Genomic DNA, 16,873 nt, shown 5'->3' with positions numbered 1-16,873 from the left:
AAACAGCCAAGCCCTTCAATCAACCATAACAAGAAAACTCTCTTAAGTTTTACTTAAGAGAGTTTTCTTGTTACCCTTTAAAAATCACAGCAATCATTTCATCTTCGGTCATGCTGCTATCAACTTCAAACGTGCCTGGACGAAGTTTGTTTTCCACACCTTGACCTTCTACCTTTTTGTAGAACTCAAAGCCGCTTTTTACGATTTTAGCTTTTTCAAGAACCTCACCAACATCAACTGCCGTCATACCAGATGACACGTTGATAATTGTGCGATAAACTGGTTCTTCTTTTGGCTGCTCTTCTTTTTCTTCTTTCGATTCTTTTTGAGCTTCCTGTGCTGCTTCTGCTTGCGCATCAGCTAACTGCTTGTCCAGTTCTTCTTGTGTTTGAACCACAAAACCTTTGTCTTCTAACTGGGTTTGCATCTCTTCTTCTGATAACTCTTTAGAAGTTGAGGTTGAAGATGGCTCAAGCAAGTACACAATGCCCGTTGCGGTTGCTGCAACGAGTAAACCCATAGCAAAGCTGCGTAGCGTATTCGGTGTCATTATGCCATCATGCTCCCTTCATCTTTCTTCTTTGTGTAAGGAGCCAGCATTTGTTCCACTTCTTGTTGCGTATAGCCTTTCATTCGTCCTGCAATGCTTTCAGATGAATAACCGCGCTTATGCATGTCAATCATATTGCGAAGATCTTTACGCTCAGGTGATTCTAGACCTAATACACCTGATTTTTCTGCTGTAATCGCCGCATCAATTTCAAGAGTACGAATACGGTCATTCAATTCATTCATTTCTTGTCCAATGGTCAGCGTCAACTGTTCTAGCTGCTGATCTGTATGAGTTTGTGCTTGTTTTGTTTTTCTGAAAGATAGAATAAGCAATACAATAGCTATTCCTAGTAAACTAACTATAAGTAATCCCATGGTAAATCCTCCCTTATTTGTATATCGATTATCTCATTCATACTGAATTATACATTGATAAACTCAGCATTTCGAATCAAAGCCCTAAAACTAGCCGATAGTCCTATCATCATTCTAAGAAACCTTTAGTAATCAAATCTATCTTACTTGTCTTTTCCTTTTCTTTCAATCTCTAATTAGTTCTATATACCTGTTTTATGTAAGGTGGTGCGTATCTTATTGCTGTGCATAATACGTATTGTACAAGCCGTTATAGTCATCTTTTAACTTAGCGATGTTCATTGTATCGTTTGAGACAATATCAATAACATCCGTACTTACATATAACAAATAGTCATTCGAATAAAATGAGATATATGCTGGCCTTCCTCCCTTTCTAATACTCAAACAATAATTATAAACATCGCTAGAACTTAAATTTTTGACAGAAGCATAGACAACTGCATTATTTTTATCTTTCGCTGCTATGTATTCGTTCCAATTGTTCAACTGAAAGGTACGACCAACTCTAGATTTTGCTGACCGCCGCTTTCCATTAAAGATGTACGCTGAAATAAAAATAGCATTAATGTCTTTCCTCTCAGGAAAGACTTCGTTAATAATACTTTTAAAATCAGCCAGCGATAGTTCATAAAGATCAAATCGGATTCTATTGTTCTGATGAACTTGGAAAAAAGGTATTCCTTTTGTATAGTCAAAATCAATCATAAAATCTTTTAATTGAACCAAATTGTATCAGCTCCTCTTTTTTAGGGTGACGTCCTAATTTTTAAAACGCTCTGCTTTACATATGGGAATATATTCTAAACACTTTTTTATTATAGATGATTTTAGTTAAAATTGAACCTTCTTTCATAAGGAATAGATTAAGCATAATCATAGATAACAAGAAAAAACCCTCTCAGATTTATTCTGAGAGGGATAAATTTATGCGATCAACTCAAATGTTTCCATTACATTGATGCTGTTAACAACAGATTGAAGCATTGAACAATTCTTTCTAGCAAGTTCAATTGATTTTTCAATTTTATCGTGCGGAAGATTTTCACCGCTAATTTTATAGTGTAAATGGATGCTTTCAATGCGATTTGCTTCTTTTTCATTTCGCGTCACGTCTGCTGAAATGTGAATATCTTTCACTTCAATGCGCTTCTTTTCTAATATTTTACGAAGAACGCCACCGCTACAAACCGCAATGGATGAAACCATTAGCTGAAACGGACGAAAGCCGTATTCATCATCTCCTGCCACCTGCAAATTCCCAAATGGTAAATCTGTTGAGAAACCAACTTCTTGCATTTTAAATTCCATCCCAAAATACCTCCTAGGGTTTTAATTCGTTATATCACGAATTGGAACGATACTCAAATATTTAAGTTCCCTTATTGTCATTTTCAGATAGATTCTATACGATTATACGTGGAGAAAAAACATCTAAAAACGAGGTCACTTATATGAACAGAACGTTACGAACACGATTTTGGGTCTTGGTTAGCCTAGTAGCGATTTCTGGCTTTAGTCAAGGTATGTTGTTACCACTTATTGCTATTATCTTTGAAAAAGATGGGGTATCATCGACTTTAAATGGATTAAACGCTGCTGGCTTATATATTGGTATTTTACTGGCATCTCCATTTATGGAGCCACTCTTACGAAATTATGGCTATAAACCGATTATCATGTGGGGAGGAGCTTTAGTAATCTTATCCCTCTTTTTGTTTCCACTTTGGAAATCGGTTACGTTTTGGTTTTTGCTTCGTCTCGCAATTGGAATTGGGGATCATGCTCTTCACTTTGCTACGCAAACATGGATTACAGCATTTTCACCTGTTGAAAAGCGCGGACGGAACATCTCACTGTACGGCCTTTCCTTTGGCATTGGTTTTGCGGTCGGTCCTTTGATGGCCAATTTGGTTAACGTAAGTGAATCGTTGCCGTTTATTTTTTCAGCATTCATTTGCTTCATCACATGGGCATTTTTATTTTTATTAAAAAATGAAATTCCAACGGGTGATGAAGAAATAAGTACAATGTCTTTTGCTGCAACAATGAAGCGCTTTTCACAAGCCATAAAATACGGTTGGATTGCGTTTTTACCACCGCTTGGTTACGGGTTCTTAGAGTCGTCACTGAATGGAAGCTTTCCGATTTACGGATTGCGAATTGGTTTAAACGTAGAATTTATTTCACTTTTGCTAACCTCTTTCGCAGTCGGCGGTATTATATTTCAGCTCCCTCTTGGCATGCTGAGTGATAAATATGGACGAAAGTTTGTTCTTCACTGGATTTTATTTTTAGGCTCTGGAGCATTTTTATTGGCAACGCTACTAGAATCCACAACAATTCCACTATTAACTTGCTTATTTATCGGAGGGATGCTCCTTGGCTCTACGTTTAGTCTAGGAATCAGTTATATGACAGATCTCATGCCAAATTCGCTGCTACCAACAGGCAACTTGCTGTGTGGAATTGCCTTTAGCGTTGGAAGCTTAGCGGGACCGTACCTAGGTGGAACTTTTATTGGGCTGTTTGAAGGTTTAAGCTTTTTTGTCGTTATTAGTTCTATACTATTTTTAATTTTCCTGTGCGTCTTTTTGTTTGGCACATCCGTGCCAAGCTACAAAAAGACTACCTTATCAAAATGAATGGAAAAGGAGGTTGCTTTATTGCAACCTCCTTTTCCATTCTTCTCTATACCTTCAGCTCACCGTGCTCAAGTCCTGACTTCTCAACTTGAATCGTCGAATGCTCAATACCACACTGCTCCTTCACTAAGTTCAGTGCCTTTTGTAAAATAGCCTGACAATCCTGGTCGTCACTTACTTGTAAATGACAGCTAAAAGAATGAAGTCCAGATGTAATCGTCCATACATGAATATCGTGAACATCTTTTACACCATCAATTTCTTTAAGTAACTCCTTAATTTCGTTTGTATCTACGTGTGCAGGTGAACCCTCCATTAAAATATGAACGCTATGAGTTAAGACTCCCCAAGCACTTTTTAAAATCAAGAGTGCTACCACCACAGAAATAATAGGGTCGGCAATATACCAATTAAATAAAAGCATGAGTAACCCGGCAACTAAAGCGCCAACAGAACCTAAAGCATCTCCTAACACGTGCAGATATGCACTTCGCAAATTAACGTTATCTTTTACGTCGCCTTGTCGTAAAAGCGACCAAGCACTAAGCAGGTTAGCACCTAGACCAATAGCTGCGATAACCATCATCATACCGCTCGCAACCGTTTGAGGATGCAGCACGCGTTCATAGGCTTCATAGATAATAAAACCTGCGATAACAAAGAGAGTTACTCCGTTAAATAAGGCAGCCAACACTTCGAATCGATAGTATCCGTACGTTTTTTCCGATGAAGCTGCACGGTTTGCAAACCAAATAGCTACAAGGCTTAGTGCTAGTGAACTTGTATCCGAAAGCATATGCCCACTGTCGGATAGGAGTGCCAAGCTGTTTGTCACAAGTCCTCCAATGAATTCTAAAATCATAATACCTGCTGTAATACATAAAGCAATAAGAAGTCCTTTTTGGTTGCCCTCACGCTGCCTGTCAAAATGATGATGCCCATGGTGGTCATGGCCGTGATGGTGATGATGGTGGTGACTCATTCAATCTCCTCCCTATTCTTCGTGCACGCATTCAATGTGCTGAATCACTTGATTTAAAATACCTACAACATGTTCGTCGGCATATGTGTAAAAGTATGTATTCCCTTCTCTTCTGTATTTCACTAATCGTAAATTTCGCAAATAGCTTAGCTGGTGGGATACAGCGGATTGTGAAATGTTTAATACTTCTGTCATATGGCCAACGGAACACTCTTCTTGAAACAGTAAATATAAAATTTTCATTCTTGTAGGATCAGAAATTGCTTTTAGCATGCGAGACGCTTCATCGACCGTTCTGGCCGATAAAAAGTGATGGTCTTCTCTTTTCATTAAAGCTTCCCCTTCCACAATACACAATAGTATATGAACATATGCTCATATACTTTATTGTAAATTTCAGAAAAATATTTGTCAACTGTTACTATTTCCAGAAATACTGTTTTCATTACTACGGGGTAGCATGCCGTGCTGCTTCATCATTCTTTATTTAACGAGTTAAAACTAGATATAACGTCTGTGATTTCTAGACTGAATCAATCATTTTAAAAAAATAAGCCTAATTTTAAAAAAAAGCTACACAAAATCCAGAAAACTGTTATATAATACAATTAATAATAATAAACTGTATTAAAACAGATTGAGAGGAGAAATAACAATGAGCAGACAAGAACGCAAGAATATGATTATGTTTATTGAAACAATTAAGGGGTTTGATCGTGAGACATTAATGTATATGACGGACGCTGACATCGAACATGTTTATTCTTCTGCATATCGACTGTATGAAGAACACTTAGATATGTAAGAGCATATACTCTTCTTAGATTATAAACGCAATTTTCACTATTCCTTCTGTAGCTATTCCATGTTATACTTTTGTTACTAATATATTCAAAAAACCTTATAACAATTGTAAGACGTGCTGCTATCGCTGAGATGGCAGCTTTTGTGCTTTTTTAGGGGTAATGATTGTGATTATTCTTCTCAACTACTACATTATAGGAGGCTTTTTATGGAACAAACATTAGCAAAAAAACAAGAGAATCAATCAGCTTCTTCGTTCCTTGCTGGCATGCAGGCACACGGCGAATTGATTGCTGCTCTTGTAAGCGGCGTGCTTATTTTAGCTGCTTGGCTTTTATCAAAACAAGATGCTTCGACCTTATCTATTACGTTATTCGTGCTTGCTTATGTTATTGGCGGATTTGCCAAAGCTAAAGAAGGCATTGAAGAAACAATTGAAAATAAAGAACTAAACGTAGAAATGCTGATGATTATTGCAGCTGTTGGTGCCGCTGTAATTGGTTACTGGACAGAGGGTGCCATGCTTATCTTTATTTTTGCATTAAGCGGAGCGCTTGAAACATACACCATGAATAAAAGCAGTCGCGAAATCAGTGCTTTAATGGATTTACAGCCTCAAGAAGCAACTCGTTTAAACGGGGATCATGAAGAAGTCGTAGCTATTTCTGAACTACGAGTAAACGATACTTTACTTGTGAAGCCTGGTGAACGCGTACCTGTAGATGGCATTGTCTTATCAGGTGAAACAACAATTGATCAGGCTGCGATTACCGGTGAATCAGTTCCCATTTTAAAAACGGCTGATGAAGAAGTATTTGCAGGTACGGTAAATTTAAAAGGCGCTATCGTCATTCAAATGACAAAGCCAAGTACGGAAACGCTATTCCAAAAGATTATTCAGCTTGTTCAAAGTGCCCAAAGCGAGAAATCACCTTCTCAGCTATTCATTGAACGATTTGAAGGAACCTATGTAAAAGTGGTTCTATCCGTTGTTGCCATCATGCTATTCCTTCCTCACTATGTTCTTGGGTGGAGTTGGACTGAAACATTTTACAGAGCGATGATTTTACTGGTTGTCGCCTCTCCTTGTGCACTTGTAGCGTCTATTACGCCAGCTTCTCTGTCAGCTATTTCAAACGGAGCCCGTAAAGGAATCTTATTTAAAGGGGGCGTACATTTAGAGCGATTAAACCATTTAAACGCTGTTGCATTTGACAAAACCGGGACGCTTACGAAAGGAAAGCCTGAGGTAACGGATGTACTTGTTCGTGACGGCGTTTCTGAAGATGAGTTTTTAATTAAAATTGCTTCAATTGAACGTCATTCAAACCATCCGCTTGCTCAATCAATTGTACAATTTGCAAAAGATAAAAAAAACCTTCAGTTACTTCAACCTGAATCTCTTGAAGATGTTCCGGGATTTGGTGTTATTGGTACCATTCAAGGTAAGCAGTGGAAGATTGGAAAAGCAGATTTTATTGGCAAGAACGATGCAATGTCCTTTAAGGACGGTTCTGCAACGGCTCTTGCTTCGGAGGGAAAAACTGTTGTTTATGCAAGAGATGAACACGGCGTTATTGGAATCCTAGCATTAAAAGACGTGGTGCGAACAGAAGCAGTCGAAGCAATTAAAGTCCTGAAATCTTTAGGTATCCACACGGTTATGATTACGGGAGATAGTGAAAAAACAGCGGAAGCCATTGCAAAAGAATGCATGGTAGATGAATATATTTCTGAATGCTTGCCTGAAACAAAGGTGGATAAAGTAAAGGAATTAAAAGAAAAATATTCGACTGTAGCTATGGTTGGAGACGGAATTAACGACGCTCCGGCTCTTGCTACTTCCAATGTTGGAATTGCTATGGGAGAAGGTACAGACGTTGCATTAGAAACGGCTGACGTTGTATTAATGAAAAATAATCTATCTAGAATTGCCGATGCTGTTAAATTATCTAAGCGAATGAACAGCATTGTTAAGCAAAACGTTATTTTTTCAATCAGCGTTATTTTCTTATTAATCGCATCAAACTTCCTTCAAGTTCTCGATATGCCTTTTGGCGTGATTGGACATGAGGGGAGCACAATTCTCGTTATCTTAAATGGACTGCGTTTATTAAAGTCTTAACACCCAAAAAGAGGCCTTTTATCAGGCCTCTTTTTTTATAAAAGCAAATTGCTTAATGGTAACCGTTTTGTCCATTTTGGCTGTTGCTTGTTTTATGTTTTGGATGACTTTTCTTGTTTTGTTTTGTGTTACTTCCGTCTTTTTTCGTATGTTTTGTCATGGTAAATCCCCCTTTCATTTCACTATTAGTATGCCCACTTTCCAGTCTTCGTCTCATACCAATATGTGCAAATAGGGTCTTCGCCTTATGCTTTGATTGCTTTTTTTCGCTCATAAAAAATGGCGTTAATTTCTCCACCAATGACAATAATCATCCCTGATAAATACAGCCAAATCAGCAACACAATAATGCCGCCTAAGCTTCCGTATGTCGCCGTATAGTTTCCAAAATTATTAACGTAATAAGAGAAAATAAACGACACAACTGTCCAACCAATCGTTGCAAAAACAGCTCCTTGTACAACGTTCTTTAAAGTCAAGCGCTTATTAGGAGCAAAATAGTATAGCCCCATAAACACAATAAATAAGATAACGCCGCTAATAATCCACCTAGAAGCGGCCCATAGTGATAAAAAGGTTTCAGATAGCCCAAAAGTTGAGAATAGGTAAAAGCCGACCATATGACCAAACACAGGCAACAACAGCGCCACAATAATCACGAAAATCATCGCAAACGTTAGTAATACAGCCATGCCCCTTGCCACTAGAAAAGGACGGTTCTCTTGTACATGGTAAGCACGGTTAAACGCTCGGACAATAGCATTAATTCCGTTAGACGCTGACCACATTGTCGCGATGATTCCAAACGATAACAGCTTTCCGTTATGAGAGCCTATAATATTATCTAGATTGTTTTCAATCATGCTCATTGCTTGATCTGGCGCAAAACTTTCAACAAGCCCTAATAAATCAGGGGCCTGAACGGGTAAAAAGCCAATAAGCGTAATGAGAAAGATTAAGAATGGAAAAAGGGATAACAACAGATAGTACGCTAGCTCCGCTGACAGGCTTGGCAGTTCATCGTTATGAATGCGAGCTGCTAATTCTTTTATAAAAGCTACAATCTTTGCTGTGTCGGCCATATGCTCACCTCTCAATTATTCCTGTTCATCTTGGCCATACTTATGTGAGAAAGTCTCCTTTGTTGTTTTTACTACGTCTAGCACTTGGGGAGTTGTTTTCTTAAGTTGCTCCACCTGTGTCGTTAGAAAGGAAACGTCATCGGATACTTGCTCAATTGTTTCACGCACGGCAGCATATTTTTCTTGAAGGTTTTGCTTTACCTCATCTGGATGTTTAATCATATGTACCGTCTTATTTTTAACAGCTTTACTGTTTTCAATAACCGTTCTACGCGTATTTTTGTCAAGCATTGAAATTGCAGCACCAGCGATTGCTCCAATAATAATCCCTTCAAGTAGTTTGCTTTTTCCTTGACTCATATTCTCACTCTCCTCTTGTTTAATTAACTTAATTTATGCTCTGTTATAATTTCTTCTACTAACTGCTTACATCCTGCCGTAACCAGATCGTATACCTCGTCAAAGTTCCCCGTATAATAAGGGTCAGGAACGTTCTCAACGAATAAATGTGGGACATAATCTAACAGACGTTCAATGCGTACATCACGACGATGTCCAGCCATACGTCTTAAGTTCCCCACATTTTCAGCGTCCATGCCAATAATGTAATCAAACTGATTCAGATCTTCTTCAATAACTTGGCGCGCTTTTAAACCTGTAACGTCAATTTTATTATCTGTTAAGATGCTAAGCGTTCCTTCATGGGGTGGCTTGCCCTCATGCCAATTTCCTGTTCCAGCTGAATCAACCTCAATTTGCTTCTCAAGTCCTTTGTCTTTTACGAGCTTTCGAAAGATTGCTTCTGCCATTGGAGAGCGACAAATGTTTCCAAGACATACAAATAGTACTTTAACCATAGTTTCGACTCCTTTCTCTTATTACAAACATTATATACAAGCCTTTTCATTTAAGAAAACCCTGTTTTTGGTCAAAGAGTTTGACAACACAGTGTTCTTCTTATAAAAACATGTTACAATGAAAAAAAAGCTCGGAAGGATGAACATAGTGGATTTATCAGTAAAGTCTCCAGAAAACATTACGTTTATGATTGATCAAATTAGCGAAAAGCTTCGCATGTTAAACATCGGTGCAATTAAAGGCGATGCGTTTGATGAAGAAATGTACGAGGATTTAAAATATTTATATGAAATGGTTATGCGTAAAGATTCATTCAGTCCAAGTGAAATGCAAGCAATTGCAGAAGAATTAGGGGCATTACGCAAGCAAGCTTAAGCTTCACAAACGCCGTCAGTGTCTATCTTGTACATTGACGGCGTTTTCTTACCTACACGGCTTCTTCTCACTTCATTACATTTGTTTATCTTTCTTTAAAACATTATACGAGTAGAATTTTTTAAAAAGTCTTTCTTTTCCGAGAGTAATTGACGATAGTTAAAAATACAGATACAATGTATCGCAATACCTATAAGCATACACTCGTATAATCTTGGAAATAGGGTCCAAGAGTTTCTACCAAACTACCGTAAATAGTTGGACTACGAGAGTTGAACATTTTTATACCTCTATATTACTTCTGAGCGGTGTTCTACTCTTTTTAGTCCTTCATTGTTTCACAATGAGAGGAGATAAACCATTATGTCAAACCATTCACTTAAAAAGCAAATTGCTGTTGCAAATAAACAAATCCCAGCTGATTTAGTCATTAAAAACGGACGCATCATCGATGTGTTTACGTTAAGCATTCTTGAAGCAGACATCGCCATTGCAGATGGAATGATTGTCGGCCTTGGCCACTATGATGGCAAAGAAACAATTGATGCTACTGGTAAATATATCTCACCCACTTTCATTGATGGCCACGTTCATATTGAGTCATCAATGGTCACACCTAAAGAGTTTGCAAAGCTTCTTGTGCCAAGAGGTGTTACTACTGTCGTAACCGATCCTCATGAAATTGCCAACGTTTCAGGCGAAAAAGGCATTGAATTTATGCTTCAAAACTCTGAAAACCTTCCGCTTGAAGTACTTGTTAACTTACCATCAAGCGTTCCAGCTACTCCGTTTGAAAGCTCTGGAGCTGTCCTAAAAGCAGAGGACTTACGACCATTTTTCAACCATGAACGCGTGATTGGTTTAGCTGAAGTTATGGACTTTCCTGCTGTTCGTGACGCAAACGATGATATGCTTGCTAAGCTTCAGGGAGCAAAAGATCATCAGGGCGTAATCGATGGCCACGGAGCAGGACTAGATTCAACAGGAATTAATATTTATCGAACAGCTCACATTTCCACAGACCATGAGTGCGTAACGGCTGATGAAGCACTAGAACGCGTACAACGGGGCATGCATGTCCTTATTCGCGAAGGATCTGTTGCTAAAGATTTGAAGCAAATACTTCCGGCTGTTAACGAGCGCAACGTTCGACGATTCTTATTCTGTACAGACGACAAGCACCTAGATGATTTGCTAACCGAAGGGTCTGTCGACCACAACGTTCGCCTTGCAGTGAGTGAAGGTTTAGACCCTTTTATGGCAATTCAAATGGCTTCATTAAACGCGGCTGAGTGCTACGGATTAGCCCAACAAGGTGCTATTGCTCCTGGATATAAAGCAAACATCATGCTATTTGATGAATTAGAAAATATTTATGCGTCAACGGTTATTACAAATGGAGAAGTGGTGGCCAAAAGCGGCCAGCTAGTAATTAAACCGTCTAATGAAACGAGCGAGCCTAAAGAATTGATGCACTCCGTAAATTTAAAATCTATTTCCATTGAACAGCTACAAATTAACATGAAAAACAATAAAGCAAATATTATTGAAATCATTCCAAATCAGCTTATTACCAACCACGTAGTGGAAGAAGTAGTAGTTGAAAACGGAACATTTAGGATTGATACAGACAGAGATCATTTAAAGTTAGTCGTGGCCGAGCGTCATCACCAAACAGGAAACATTGGACTGGGGATTGTTAAAGGGTTTCAATTAAAAGATGGAGCCATCGCAACAACAATTGCCCACGACTCTCACAATGTTGTTGCTGTTGGTACAAATGACCAGGATTTACTGATGGCTATTAAAGAAATGGAAAAAATCCAAGGTGGAATTGTACTGGTGAAGGATGAAAAGGTGCTTGCTTCTCTTCCACTTTCAATTGGAGGTCTAATGTCTCCTCTCCCTTACGAACAAGTAAACAAAGAGCTTCACGTTCTGCATGAAGCGTTAAAAGGATTAGACATTAGCAATGCCTTCAATCCATTACTTACTTTATCTTTTTTAAGCTTACCCGTTATTCCATGCTTAAAATTGACGGATAAAGGACTTTTTGACTTTACAAGCTTTAAGCATATTGGAATAGAAGCAGATTAATTCATAAAAAAGCTCACTCTCGTAACGAGAGTGAGCTTTTTATTTATACGTACGCGTAGACGTTGTTGAACGGTTCTTGCGGTTTTTATAGTACTGGTAGCCTTCTTTCATTAAAATAGGGAATACAGCCACTATGATTTTTTTTAAAACTCTTCTCATGTGCATCGCACCCTTTCCTTGTCTTATGACATTAATTTACCCGACTTTCTTTAATAAAAAACATAAAAAAGCAAGCAGATTTTCTTCTGCTTGCTTTCTTGTGCTTGCTTTCTTGTGTCATGAATTATTTTGAAATAAACATTTGTGTCCAGTAAGTTGAATCTCCTTCAACAAAACCTACACCGATGTGAGTAAAGTCAGGATTCATGATGTTTTTACGATGACCATCACTGTTCATCCAGCCTTCCATTACTTCTTCAGGTGTTTTTTGACCTTTTGCAATGTTTTCACCTGCAGATGAATATTTAATACCGAATTGCTTCATCATATCAAATGGTGAACCGTACGTTGGTGAAGTGTGATCAAAGTAACCTTTATCCATCATATCTTTTGATTTTTCACGAGCTACGTCACTTAGTTCTGTGTCAAGCTCAAGTGGTTTTAAACCTTCTTTCGCACGCTCTTCGTTTACTAATGTAACTACTTGTTGTTCAAACTCACTTACGTCTTTTGCTTCAGCTTTTGAATCTTTAGATTCTGCTGGCTTTGCTTCAGCTTGCTGAGCTGGCTTTGCAGCTTCTTTTTGTGGTTGAGCTTCAGCTTTTGGCTGTGCTTCTTCTTTAGCTGGTGCTGCTGCTTCAGCTTTTTGTGGCTGAGCGTTGTATTTCTTTACTAACTCATCGACATTTATATTTTGTGCTGCTTGAGCATCTTTAATAGTAATTTGCTTTGGTGTGTTGCAGTCAGGTGCAGCTGCGTTAGCTTGTCCTGCTGTTAATAAGCCGATTGAAACGGCACCTGCGATTGTAGCAATACGGAACTTCTTATTCATGTTGTAAATTCCTCCTTGAATGATATATCTGTATTTGTAGACAGCTACGCTACAGAATGAATCTGCTAATCTCGCGTTGCATATTCATTGTTACATGGATTCATAGAGTCAATCAACCGCTTTTCCGTTACCAAAATTAACTAGAGTTTTTTGTAATTTTTTTTAATACATTGTTAGCCGTTGGTATTCCTCACTTTTCTCCTCTCTTTGCCTGCTCTATTAAAGTCGTTAGTAATATAACTGTAAATATAGCGTTACAAACGTTACAAGAAAAGAATGAGAATAATAGGAACGAGACCATTTTATATCCTTTTTTACCATTCAAGAAAAAGGTTTTGTGATATGATTCAATGTGTGGATTCATTTAGAAACACGAAGTAGTTAGTAAATAGAAGTGCTTCGTAGATATACTTACTAAAATGATCGGGGAACGATATTATGTGGAAAAATCGCAACGTATGGATTTTACTGTCGGGTGAGCTAATCGCTGGATTAGGTTTATGGATGGGGATTATCGGCAACCTAGAGTTTATGCAGGCTAAAATCCCTTCCGATTTTATGAAATCAATTATCTTAGCCATCGGAATTGTCATTGGGGTGGCTCTAGGCCCTCTTGCTGGAAAGCTTACTGACCAAATACATAAAAAGAAAGTAATGCTAGCAGCAGGATTGCTTCGAACAATCAGCGTCTTATTTATGTTCCTTGCATTGGCAACTGGTTCGATTGGTTGGATGATTGTTTTCCTTATTTTAATTCAAATTTCTGCTGCGTTCTACTTTCCTGCTCTGCAGGCTACGCTTCCTCTTGTTGTAGATGAGAAAGAATTACTTCAGCTAAATGGCGTATATATGAATGTTTCTACGCTGTCTAGAATTTTAGGTACAGCACTGGGCGGTGCTCTTTTAGTTGTCTTACCCTTACACATGCTTTACCTTTTTTCATTCGCTGCTTATCTCGCTCTATTTCTATTAACTATGTTATTAAAAGTTGAAGATGATAGCGTGTCTAAGGTTGCAGATCGTGTTAAAGAAAAGCGGAATTTCAGCACTTTATTCCCAATAATTAAGCAAGAGCCACTTGTTTCAATTACGCTTATCATGCTGTTAATTCCTTTGTTATTTATTGGTGGATTTAACTTAATCGTTATTAATATTAGCGAGCTACAAGATAGTGCTGCAATTAAAGGTTGGATTTACACAGCAGAAGGCATCGCTTTTATGCTTGGTGCATTTACAGTTAAACCGCTCACTAAATATATGAGCCAAGTACACATTTTGTTTGTGTTTTCATTTTTTGTGGGCGTGTCGCAGCTCATGCTTTACATGGCCACAAGCTCTGTTATCACAATTACCGCCTTTACTATCTTTGGATTTGCCGTCGGCTGTTTCTTCCCAGTAGCAGCAACAATTTTTCAAACAACGGTCCCAAAAGATTTTCATGGTCGCTTTTTTTCGTTCCGTAATATGCTTGAGCGTATCGTCTTTCAAGTGGTGCTTTTAACAACAGGGTTCTTGCTAGATAGCATTGGTTTTCAGTTAATGACGGTTGCTTTTGGGATCGTGTCTATTGTTCTTACTATCCTATTTTACATTTGGTATCAACAAACGCGGCAAAAAGTCACCTTAAACAAGAAAAAAGCGCTCAGCTGAGCGCTTTTTATTTTTACGATAATACATTTACTGATTCACGAATAAATGTAGGTAGATCATCAGGCGTACGGCTTGTAACTAGTTGGTTTTGGCATACAACAACTTCTTTATCATGGAAGTTTGCGCCTGCGTTTTTCAAGTCAATTGCAATTGACTTATAGCCTGTAATATCGCGACCTTTTAACGTATCCGCATTAATTAAAAGTTGAGGGCCATGACAAATCGCCATTACTGGCTTCTTTTCATCCATAAATGCTTTTGTAAATGCAACAACATCATCGTTAGCACGCAGAATATCAGGTGAAAAGCCTCCTGGTAAGAATAAAGCATCAAATTCCTCAGGCTTTACCTCTTTAATGCCTTTATCAATGCTTACCGTTGCTTCCCCTTGCTTACCTTTTACCGTTTTTCCACCTTCAACATCAATCGTTGTTAACTCATGACCTGCTTCTTTTAATGCTTTTGCAGGATCTGTGTATTCCACATCTTCAAATAAATCTGTTACTAATACTGCGATTTTTTTACTCATCTCAACAAGCAACTCCTTTATTTCTATGTGTAATATCTTTTGTTCTATAAATAATGTACCCCTGTCCTTTCACCTTAAACATGGAATTTAAGAACGATATGTATAAAAAAAGCTTTGCTGATCGCAAAGCTTTACCATTTTGTCTTATATTCTTTATAAATTTTAACTACAACAGGGCTCAAAATGAAGAGCGCAATTACGTTTGGAAGAACCATTAATGCATTAAATGTATCAGCCAAGTCCCATACAAGCGTAACGTTTAAAGTAGATCCTAAAACGATAAAAAGTAGTACAAGCGCACGATAAACGCTAATTCCTTTTTTTCCAAACAGATAATTGATATTATTTTCTCCAAAGTAATACCAACCTAAAATGGTTGTAAAAGCAAAGAAGAATAGACAAATTGCAATAAACGGATGGCCAAACTCGCCGAGACCTCTTGTGAAGCTTTCCTGAGTTAACTGGATACCATTTAAGCCCGTTTCATAGGATTTAGTCATAATAATAACGAGAGCCGTTAGGGTACAAATAATGACTGTATCGATTACAACGGCCATGATTGCCACTAATCCCTGTTGAGCAGGATGTTTTACGTTTGCCGCAGCGTGAGCGTGAGGCGTTGAACCCATCCCTGCTTCGTTCGAAAATAGACCTCTTGAAACCCCATAGCGAATCGCTTCTTTAATCGTTGCCCCGATAACACCGCCAGTGGCAGCAGTGGGGTTAAACGCTGATTCTACGATTAATACAAATGCATCCACGATTCCAGAGAAATTTGCAAATACGATAACTAAGCTTCCTCCTATATAGAAGAGCGCCATAAACGGCACAACAAACTCAGCAATTTTTGCGATCCGCTGAATTCCACCAAAAATAATAAAGCCAATTAGCACTGCAACAACAATTCCTACAGCGACGCGTGGAATATTAAACGTATCAAATGATGCCGCAATGGAGTTTGACTGCACCATATTTCCGATAAACCCGAGCGCAATAATAATAGACACGGCAAAAAAGCCTGCTAACCATTTGCTCCCTACGCCCTTTCGGATATAATAAGCCGGTCCTCCAACAATCTGGCCATCTTTTTCTTCTTTATATTTTTGCGCAAGAACCGCCTCTGCAAAAATCGTGGCCATGCCGAAAAATGAGCTAATCCACATCCAAAAGATGGCCCCAGGCCCTCCAAGAGCAATGGCTGTTGCCACACCTGCTAAATTCCCTGTTCCAACTTGAGCAGCAACTGATGTTGCCAACGCTTGAAAGGGAGATATTCCATCTTTATTATCGGGGTTCTTTTTAAACATTCCGCCAAACGTTTGAACAAATGCTTGCTTGAGCATTGTTACTTGGATAAACCCTAAACGAAACGTATAAAGAATACCAATTCCCAATAAAAATGTAATCATAAATGGTCCCCATAAAAAACCATTTATGCTGTTTACAAATTCTGATATGTTCACTTTTTCTACTCACCTCAAATACTATAATGGTTAAATCAACATGTATGTTTTATCCACACTTCTACCTTCTACTTTGTTATCTCAAAGTAGAAGGTAGAAGTGTCGATGCGATAGACACCGAACCATATCCTTTGACAATACTGAGACAAAACTCCTGATTTATTGAACACAATTATGTCATTATACCGAAAAAAGATAAAAAGACAAAGTAAGTTTTTAACTGTAAACACTTACATTTTTCATAAAAATGAGGCTGGTTCATAGGTCTTTCATTCAATCATATATCTAAACGATTGAGAGTTATCTCTTTTTTTATAATTCCATTATTTGTTGACTTGGAAAACA

18 protein-coding genes and 1 riboswitch are annotated in these 16,873 nt (G+C 38.1%); of the genes, 6 read left to right on the top strand and 12 right to left on the bottom strand.

Annotated elements, in window-relative coordinates; translation table 11 throughout:
* Positions 1 to 70: 70 nt before the first annotated feature.
* The 4 genes from NIZ91_02070 to NIZ91_02055 form a co-directional block, all read right to left on the bottom strand.
* The gene (locus tag NIZ91_02070; protein USY55493.1) at positions 71 to 550 is read right to left on the bottom strand and encodes a hypothetical protein; all 480 of its coding nucleotides are present in this window, start codon (positions 548 to 550) and stop codon (positions 71 to 73) included.
* Positions 550 to 927 carry a phage shock protein B gene (locus NIZ91_02065; GenBank protein USY55492.1) on the bottom strand — a complete coding sequence of 126 codons (378 nt, stop codon included), beginning with the start codon at positions 925 to 927 and terminating at the stop codon, positions 550 to 552. Before NIZ91_02065 ends, NIZ91_02070 begins: the two co-directional genes overlap by 1 nt.
* A 216-nt stretch (positions 928 to 1,143) precedes the next feature.
* A complete protein-coding gene (locus NIZ91_02060; GenBank protein ID USY55491.1) occupies positions 1,144 to 1,656 on the bottom strand; it encodes a hypothetical protein in 513 nt (170 codons plus the stop codon).
* Between the two features lie 198 nt (positions 1,657 to 1,854).
* Positions 1,855 to 2,238: an OsmC family protein gene (locus NIZ91_02055; GenBank protein USY55490.1), complete on the bottom strand. Its 384-nt coding sequence runs from the start codon at positions 2,236 to 2,238 to the stop codon at positions 1,855 to 1,857.
* A 143-nt stretch (positions 2,239 to 2,381) separates the two neighbouring features.
* On the opposite strand from NIZ91_02055, the gene NIZ91_02050 reads away from it, so the two are divergent.
* The gene (locus tag NIZ91_02050; protein ID USY55489.1) at positions 2,382 to 3,572 is read left to right on the top strand and encodes an MFS transporter; all 1,191 of its coding nucleotides are present in this window, start codon (positions 2,382 to 2,384) and stop codon (positions 3,570 to 3,572) included.
* Positions 3,573 to 3,618: 46 nt separating this feature from the next.
* Here NIZ91_02050 and NIZ91_02045 read toward each other — a convergent pair whose 3' ends face one another.
* Complete coding sequence (locus NIZ91_02045) at positions 3,619 to 4,554, bottom strand: cation diffusion facilitator family transporter (protein ID USY55488.1); 936 nt, start codon at positions 4,552 to 4,554, stop codon at positions 3,619 to 3,621.
* A gap of 12 nt (positions 4,555 to 4,566) precedes the next feature.
* Positions 4,567 to 4,884 (bottom strand): metalloregulator ArsR/SmtB family transcription factor, encoded by a 318-nt coding sequence (locus NIZ91_02040; GenBank protein ID USY55487.1) that lies wholly within the window; start codon positions 4,882 to 4,884, stop codon positions 4,567 to 4,569.
* Between the two features lie 325 nt (positions 4,885 to 5,209).
* Between NIZ91_02040 and NIZ91_02035 the strand changes: the two genes are divergently transcribed.
* Positions 5,210 to 5,359 carry a BH0509 family protein gene (locus NIZ91_02035; protein ID USY55486.1) on the top strand — a complete coding sequence of 50 codons (150 nt, stop codon included), beginning with the start codon at positions 5,210 to 5,212 and terminating at the stop codon, positions 5,357 to 5,359.
* Between the two features lie 207 nt (positions 5,360 to 5,566).
* Positions 5,567 to 7,483 (top strand): heavy metal translocating P-type ATPase, encoded by a 1,917-nt coding sequence (locus tag NIZ91_02030; GenBank protein USY55485.1) that lies wholly within the window; start codon positions 5,567 to 5,569, stop codon positions 7,481 to 7,483.
* Between the two features lie 245 nt (positions 7,484 to 7,728).
* On the opposite strand, the gene NIZ91_02025 is transcribed toward NIZ91_02030, so the two are convergent.
* The 3 genes from NIZ91_02025 to NIZ91_02015 are packed head-to-tail and all read right to left on the bottom strand — an operon-like array spanning position 7,729 to position 9,422.
* Positions 7,729 to 8,565, bottom strand: a complete 837-nt coding sequence (locus tag NIZ91_02025; protein ID USY55484.1) for a YihY/virulence factor BrkB family protein — start codon at positions 8,563 to 8,565, stop codon at positions 7,729 to 7,731.
* A 15-nt stretch (positions 8,566 to 8,580) separates the two neighbouring features.
* Positions 8,581 to 8,925, bottom strand: coding sequence for a YtxH domain-containing protein (locus NIZ91_02020; GenBank protein ID USY55483.1), 345 nt, complete (start codon positions 8,923 to 8,925; stop codon positions 8,581 to 8,583).
* A gap of 23 nt (positions 8,926 to 8,948) precedes the next feature.
* Positions 8,949 to 9,422 carry a low molecular weight phosphotyrosine protein phosphatase gene (locus tag NIZ91_02015; GenBank protein ID USY55482.1) on the bottom strand — a complete coding sequence of 158 codons (474 nt, stop codon included), beginning with the start codon at positions 9,420 to 9,422 and terminating at the stop codon, positions 8,949 to 8,951.
* Positions 9,423 to 9,570: 148 nt separating this feature from the next.
* On the opposite strand from NIZ91_02015, the gene NIZ91_02010 reads away from it, so the two are divergent.
* Together NIZ91_02010 and ade are read left to right on the top strand one after the other, a co-directional pair.
* Positions 9,571 to 9,798 carry a DUF1128 domain-containing protein gene (locus NIZ91_02010; protein USY55481.1) on the top strand — a complete coding sequence of 76 codons (228 nt, stop codon included), beginning with the start codon at positions 9,571 to 9,573 and terminating at the stop codon, positions 9,796 to 9,798.
* 184 nt (positions 9,799 to 9,982) lie between these two features.
* Positions 9,983 to 10,084, top strand: a riboswitch (purine riboswitch).
* A 77-nt stretch (positions 10,085 to 10,161) separates the two neighbouring features.
* Positions 10,162 to 11,895, top strand: a complete 1,734-nt coding sequence (ade, locus tag NIZ91_02005; GenBank protein USY55480.1) for an adenine deaminase — start codon at positions 10,162 to 10,164, stop codon at positions 11,893 to 11,895.
* 283 nt (positions 11,896 to 12,178) lie between these two features.
* Here the strand turns inward: ade and NIZ91_02000 are convergent, their stop codons facing one another.
* Entirely contained in the window at positions 12,179 to 12,886 is a 708-nt protein-coding gene (locus NIZ91_02000; GenBank protein USY55479.1) for a CAP domain-containing protein, read from the bottom strand.
* A 438-nt stretch (positions 12,887 to 13,324) separates the two neighbouring features.
* Between NIZ91_02000 and NIZ91_01995 the strand changes: the two genes are divergently transcribed.
* On the top strand, positions 13,325 to 14,536 hold the full coding sequence (locus NIZ91_01995; protein ID USY55478.1) for an MFS transporter: 1,212 nt from the start codon (positions 13,325 to 13,327) through the stop codon (positions 14,534 to 14,536).
* 13 nt (positions 14,537 to 14,549) lie between these two features.
* Here the strand turns inward: NIZ91_01995 and NIZ91_01990 are convergent, their stop codons facing one another.
* Both NIZ91_01990 and NIZ91_01985 read right to left on the bottom strand, forming a co-directional pair.
* On the bottom strand, positions 14,550 to 15,065 hold the full coding sequence (locus tag NIZ91_01990) for a type 1 glutamine amidotransferase (protein ID USY55477.1): 516 nt from the start codon (positions 15,063 to 15,065) through the stop codon (positions 14,550 to 14,552).
* Positions 15,066 to 15,196: 131 nt separating this feature from the next.
* Positions 15,197 to 16,528 (bottom strand): sodium:alanine symporter family protein, encoded by a 1,332-nt coding sequence (locus tag NIZ91_01985; protein ID USY55476.1) that lies wholly within the window; start codon positions 16,526 to 16,528, stop codon positions 15,197 to 15,199.
* Positions 16,529 to 16,873: the final 345 nt, after the last annotated feature.

It is taken from the genome of Bacillus sp. 1780r2a1 (assembly GCA_024134725.1).
GTDB classification, from domain to species: domain Bacteria; phylum Bacillota; class Bacilli; order Bacillales; family Bacillaceae_H; genus Priestia; species Priestia aryabhattai_A.
This window is presented reverse-complemented; position numbering and strand designations above follow the sequence as displayed.